Source organism: Christiangramia sp., assembly GCF_029937855.1.
Lineage (GTDB): Bacteria > Bacteroidota > Bacteroidia > Flavobacteriales > Flavobacteriaceae > Christiangramia.
This window is the reverse complement of the sequence record NZ_JAPYPC010000059.1, coordinates 1-6,337: the sequence shown is the minus strand read 5'-3', so window position 1 is coordinate 6,337 and position 6,337 is coordinate 1. Positions and strand designations below refer to the sequence as shown.

Annotated in this window: 5 protein-coding genes and 1 pseudogene; all 6 read left to right on the top strand. The window is 33.0% G+C overall.

Features of this window, described 5'->3' with window-relative positions; all coding sequences use genetic code 11:
* Nucleotides 1–131: 131 nt before the first annotated feature.
* Entirely contained in the window at nt 132–1,286 is a 1,155-nt protein-coding gene (locus tag Q1K34_RS17680) for a hypothetical protein (RefSeq protein WP_300441983.1), read from the top strand.
* A 661-nt stretch (nt 1,287–1,947) separates the two neighbouring features.
* On the top strand, nt 1,948–2,640 hold the full coding sequence (locus tag Q1K34_RS17675; protein WP_300441980.1) for a hypothetical protein: 693 nt from the start codon (nt 1,948–1,950) through the stop codon (nt 2,638–2,640).
* A gap of 241 nt (nt 2,641–2,881) precedes the next feature.
* On the top strand, nt 2,882–3,256 hold the full coding sequence (locus Q1K34_RS17670) for a hypothetical protein (RefSeq protein WP_300441976.1): 375 nt from the start codon (nt 2,882–2,884) through the stop codon (nt 3,254–3,256).
* 379 nt (nt 3,257–3,635) lie between these two features.
* Nucleotides 3,636–4,025, top strand: a complete 390-nt coding sequence (locus tag Q1K34_RS17665; RefSeq protein ID WP_300441973.1) for a hypothetical protein — start codon at nt 3,636–3,638, stop codon at nt 4,023–4,025.
* Nucleotides 4,026–4,200: 175 nt separating this feature from the next.
* Complete coding sequence (locus tag Q1K34_RS17660; RefSeq protein ID WP_300441970.1) at nt 4,201–5,202, top strand: FRG domain-containing protein; 1,002 nt, start codon at nt 4,201–4,203, stop codon at nt 5,200–5,202.
* 905 nt (nt 5,203–6,107) lie between these two features.
* Nucleotides 6,108–6,337: pseudogene (locus tag Q1K34_RS17655) on the top strand (transposase); the annotation flags it as partial.

Below are 6,337 nucleotides of genomic sequence, written 5' to 3'. Positions count from 1 at the left end.
ACGGGTTTAGTCGAAAAAGTGTAATTTTAGAAACCAGGAAAGAAAATGGTTAAGCCGACAAATCCGCGTCCTTACTCCCGCAACTTGCGATAACCGTAACCGTTGGCTACAAGCTGCTAAATAAGATTCGAATGAACAACAAGATTTTAATTCTACTTTTCACAATGATTTCCGTAATAGGAAATGCTCAAAATTCTAATGAAAATGTTCTTTATATCGTGGATTCAATTCCCATAATTGAAGAACCAAAAGAAGGTTTTGGAACTTTAAGTGAAAAAGAAATTGATCGAGTTGAAGTACTTAAAAATAAAGAAGCAATTGCATCAACTGAATTTAAAAATGTAGATGGGATTATTTATGTTTTCACAAAAGCCTACTCAAAAAGATCTGATAGTATAAAGGCCATTCCTTCTACAAAATTAATGACAAAGAAAAATGGAAGCTGGTATTTGGATGAAAGTCAAGAACCTTATACAGGTCCTTTTATAGACTATTACTTAAATGGAAAGATACAAGGTCAAGGATATCTGGATAAAGGAAAATTAAAAGGTTCAAGATTATTGTACCATTTAAACGGAGAAGTTTCTGATAAAATAAATTATAGAAATGGAATTTCAAATGGTTTGGAACAACGTTTTTATGAAGATGGAACGTTAATGCAAGAAGGAAACTTCAAAAATGGTAATGAAAGTGGCGTTTGGAAAATGTTTCATCCAAATGGCCAATTAAAACAGACTTCAACATTTATAAATGGTAAAATGGATGGAGAGTCTATTTCATATTATTCAACTGGAGAAATCAAAGGAAAAAACGCTTATGAGAATGGCGTATATCAAAAAGATAAAGTAAACGATAAACTTTTCGAACTCTATAATGAATCCCAGGAACTATACAGAAAAGTTGATTATAAAGGAGCTATAAAAAAACTAAATAAGGCTTTAGAATTAGAATCTAATTGGGCAGAAGGATATTTTGCTAGAGGAACTATGAGATTAAATGATTTCCAGTTTGATGAGGCAATAAAAGATTTCAATAAAACACTTGAAATCGAACCTTACTTCACAAATGCCTATGCTAATAGAGCTTTTGCTTATATGAGAAAATATGAATTAGGTGATAGTCGAGAATTGTCTGAAGTAAACGGTATAAAAGTAATGGCTTCCAAAGAAGTTGAAATTCCAGATAATGATTTAGAAAAAATTTGTTCAGACCTTCATAAAGCGATTAAATTAGGTGATAATAATTCAATGGTGATTAAAGCTATGGAGAAATATTGTCAAGAATAGCAGCCAATAGCCAACAACGGTTCATCGCCAATAAGCGGCACCGTTAGAAAGAAAATAATTAACTTGACCAACGAACCAATACTTAGCCGACAAATCCGCGTTCCATACCCCGCCAACTGGCGATAACCGAGACCGTTATACACAAGTGCTCCGCAACGATTTTAGCTACTAAAAATAATAAGAATCCAATCTGGAAAATTCGAATTTTAAAAGCTTCAAATGATAATTCTCAACTAAGAAGCTTTTGTGAATCGTAAACTTAAAAAATCCTGGTTCTATCGTAAATTCTAAAAGATCGTTCAGGAAATATTTAATAAGTAAAGAAGCTTTTAGTAACTGCTCAGAAACAAATTAGCTACTAAGAACTTCAGCAAAAAGAAGCTTAGTACCAAGAAACGGACGCTTACTCAGAGGCAATAACTGTAACAAAACGAGCAAGATTTTTCACAAAAGTCAGAGTATCCCCGACAGCCGCCTATCTGAGGTTCTCACTCGGCTCTGTCGCACCAGTGTATAACAACGAATATTCGCAATTGTGGCCATTTGAAATAAAATAGTATTTTTAGAATCGAACAAACAAAAACCTAAGCGGACAAATCCGAAGACGTACAACCACAACTGACGATTATTCGAAACCGTTGGCAGCAATAAATTTTAAAGATTGAAGAAAGAAGAACAAAAAGCAGAAAAGTACTTCAAGAATTTAGGTTTCAAAAATATTGATTATGAACCTAAAGGAAATCGAACTCCTGATTTTGTAATTAACGATGAAATTGCTGTAGAAGTAAGGAGACTGAACCAATTTTTAGATGGAGAACCACTAGAAAAGGTTTATTTCAAAATAGTTCCTAAAATTTTAAATCTTATTGAAAATTACAATACAGACACTCACACAAAATCTTCTTTTGTTTCAATTCATTTTAGTAGACCTAGTATTGTAAATAAAAAGGATATAAAATTAATTAATGAAATACTGGATTTCCATTCGAACAAAATGGAACAAAAAAAAAGATATAAAGTTGGTGCAGGTTTAGAACTAGAATTTCATCCCTCAGAGAAAAAACTTGAAAAACAATATTGGATTGGGGGTATCGTAGATTTTGATGAAGGAGGATTTATATTATCAAACATTTATAAAAGTTTAAAGCTTATTAGTCCAGCAAAGTATAATATTATACAGCCCTACAAATCAGAATACCCAATATGGTGGCTCGCCTTAATCGATCACATAAGTTTTAGCCCCTTAACTAAAAATGAATTAAATATTCTAAAACAATCAATAGATTTCAATTTGAAATTCGATAAGGTAATTTTAATATCAAATTCAAATCCTATGATTGGTAGTGAATTGTAATTTACAGCTGCCAACATCGGTTCATCGCAAATAACGGGTTTAGTCGAAAAAGTGTAATTTCATAAATCAAGAAAGAAAAGAGTTAATCCGACAATCCCGCGTCCCTACTCCCGCAACTTGCGATAACCGGGACCGTTGTGCACAATGCTATTAAAATCGTAAAAGAAAAAATTTGTGAATTTTAGAGATACGCCACTTTCATGAATTTGATAAACTTATAAATTAGTGGAAGAAAACCAATATGGAGAGTTTTGTAAAAGAAAGAAATTTATATTTAGAAGAAACTATAAAATTCTTCTCTGAAAAAGAATGGGAATCTAAGAATGATGTATATTTTAAAAATAATGGAGCGTTCTTTTTCTTTACAATTGTAATGGAAGAATTAAAAATTAAAATTTACTGTAATCCATTATATAGAGAAATTGATTTAGAATACGCTACGGCAAAATCAAGATGGTTTAACATTTATGAATTGGATGGCTACTTAGAAAACCCATTAAAGTTAGAAAAAATGAATATCAGAGATAACTTTGATAATTCATATAAAAGACTTTTAAATTTTGTTTATTCTAATATTGATTTTATGAGAAATACTGATAATTGGATTTTAAAATAAGTAGAATAAAATTTTTATTGTTGGGTAAAACGCACAGTGCACAACAACGGTTAATCGCCAATAGTCGGCACCGTTAGAAAGAAAATAATTAACTTGACCAACAAACCAATAATAAACCGACAAATCCGCGTCTCCTACTCCGCCAACTGGCGATAACCGAGACCGTTACCTGCAATGGTTCCAGAAGAAAATTATCAATTAAGAACAAAATTGAAACAAAAATAAAGTAACAAATCTAAAATTCGGATACTTATAAGTAGCAAAAATCACTTGTAACAATTGTGTTTATAGTTCAGAATTCGGACAGTTAATTTTTATATAATAGCATATTGATGCTCGAAGAATCCGACTTTTACAAATCATTAAAAGAACTCCAAAAATGAATGATAGATTGCTCCCGAATCAATATAAATTAATCGCTTTTGTGATTTTTATAATTAGCATTATTGCTTTCATACTAAAAATTCCTCTTGCAGATTTAGTGCAACTTGAACAAGCTAGAATGTCCTGGATTATAAAGGATATAGTTTTAATATCCTTGCTTATAATAACTTTTTCTAAAGACAAAAATGAAACACAAAAAGTTCAGAATTTAAGAGTTCAAGAATTAAGAGGAGCAGTTATATTCGGTGGTTTTATTTTACTGATTCATTCTATACAAGAAATATTATTTTGGGACGGTCGCTACCAAATAGAAGACGGATTCGAATTAATGATAGCAATTCTTCTATACTATATCATTGTCTTCAATGTCAAAAAATACAAATAGACTTATTTCAAGATTAGAAATGTCACCACAGCAGGTAACAACGGTTAATCGCCAATAGACGGCAGCGTTAGAAAGAAAATAATTAACTTGACCAACAAACCAATACTAAGCCGACAAATCCGCGTCCCTTACTCCGCCAACTGGCGATAACCGAGACCGTTGGCAACAATATTTTATGGAGATTCAGAACTACCAATCATTAGATCAAAAAGAATCATTTTTCGATTCGAAAATTATTGATAATAAGTTAGAATTAGATCAATTTCTAGAAGAGTGGAGCAAAAAAGATGATTCTAAAAAAATAATGTTTCGCGGTATGAATGAAGCGAAATTCAAGCTTTACAATTCAGCTCAAAGGGTTTGGATTGGTAATGAACTTAAATATTTAGGAAAAACTTACTTCAATTTTATACAGAGTCAAATTCTTTATTTAGAAAAATATCAAAATGGACTTTTTCAAAAGTTTTATAATTCATTTGGTTCAAAAACAAATGACCTGTCATTACTTAGTTTTTTGCAACATTATGGAGCTCCAACACCATTATTAGATTTTACTTTTAATCTTAAATGTGCTCTTTACTTCGCAACCTATGATTGCAAATATATCGCATCAGAAAATATTGATAATTACTTTTCTATATATGCAATAGAATATGAAAACCCAGAATCAGAGTTTCAATCAATAATTGATATTTTAAACGACACTTTGAAAGTTGTAGAAAAAGAAATAAAAGAAAATCCAAAGAAAAAAATTCAAGAATCTGGAGTTTTGAATCCAATAGAAAAATTGAGTTATAAGACCTTGCAAGAATTGAAAACGTTCTATATACCTGAATACAAGAAAGGTGGATATGAATTTACATCTAAGTATTTTCCCAAATTTAAATTGATTTTTAATCAACAAAACTTAAACGTGATTAACCAAGAAGGATTATTTATTTATATGTACGATGAAAATCATCCTTTAGAAGAATATTTTACTGGCGATGGATCAAGCTTTCAAGAAACTTACTATTTGCCTAAAATTAAATGCTGGAATATTCATAAATCTTTTAAAGATTATATATTAAAAAGTTTAAAAAATTCAAAACCATATCCTGTAGATAAAGATTATATATTTCCCCAAGAAGAGAATATTGCAATGCAGGCATATAAATCATTTAAAACAAATTTGTAAAAAATACTATTGCCAACAACGGTTCATCGCCAATAAGCGGCACCGTTAGTAAGAAAATAATTAACTTGACAAACAAACCAATACTAAGCCGACAAATCCGCGTACCCTACTCCGCCAACTGGCGATAACCGAGACCGTTTTGCATGCAATCGTCTGGCGGGCGGCCGACTCGAAAAGCCTGGTGCGGATGGCAATGGCCCAGGGTCTCCCGCAAGCACTGCTGCTTTTTAAACAAGACTTTGACGTTAGGAGAAGTCTTGGTTCAAACTTGCGCGATGGACATCGCCGAGAGCTCGCTCTCAAGGCGTGGACACGCCAGCGAGTTTGCCCAAGTTAGTTGGTACTCCTGAAAGAAGCACTAGAGGAAAACACGTATAATTGTGCTTAACAACCCATATTCAACTACACTTCAAAAACTAAAAATTCAACTCCTGCACCCAAGCACTAACAAATCAACGGTTCCATCTAAGAACTAACATTCAACAACTGAATTGGGAAAAGCAGCGGTGCGCAGCGGGAGGCTTCCATGGAGCCATCCGACATTTAGACTGACGCCTATTATCCGTCCCGGGGGATAAAATGCATAAGTCTAAACCACCAGGCTACTTCTCGACCTGGCTAATGGTGGCCCGCCATGCGACTACGCTCGCGGCATTTCTGCAAAATGCCACTCCGCTGCACACAACAGCGCATAACTCAAATAGCGGGTAGTTGAGTGAAAATGGTTATTTTAGAGATCAATTTAAATACAACAAGCCGACAAATTCGAGTCCTGATTCCCGCGACTTGTGTTATGCGCGGCCGTTGGCAACAAGCTTGACCCGTCCTGAATAAAGGCTACATAATTTTAAATAGTTATGTACAAAAATGACAAAGTAATCAGACGGTATTCAGAATCCTTCAAATTGAAAATTTTAGACGAACTTACCACAGGTAAACTAAACAAGTATCAACTAGGGAAACTCTATGGGATTGCTCCTTCTACTATTAACGAATGGATCAAGAAATACCATCGGAAAGACCTTATGAACACCAGGGTTACTGTGAACACTAAAGATGAAATAACACGGATTAAGCAACTTCAGAAAGAGATTGAACAGCTCAAAAAGCTCTTGCTTAAAAAAGATATGGATGC

What these genes read in the sequence shown, in the direction of transcription:
- Q1K34_RS17680 (WP_300441983.1), top strand. Translation starts at nt 132, where the DNA reads ATGAACAACAAGATTTTAATTCTACTTTTCACAATGATTTCCGTAATA.
- Q1K34_RS17670 (WP_300441976.1), top strand. Translation starts at nt 2,882, where the DNA reads ATGGAGAGTTTTGTAAAAGAAAGAAATTTATATTTAGAAGAAACTATA.
- Q1K34_RS17665 (WP_300441973.1), top strand. Translation starts at nt 3,636, where the DNA reads ATGAATGATAGATTGCTCCCGAATCAATATAAATTAATCGCTTTTGTG.
- Q1K34_RS17660 (WP_300441970.1), top strand. Translation starts at nt 4,201, where the DNA reads ATGGAGATTCAGAACTACCAATCATTAGATCAAAAAGAATCATTTTTC.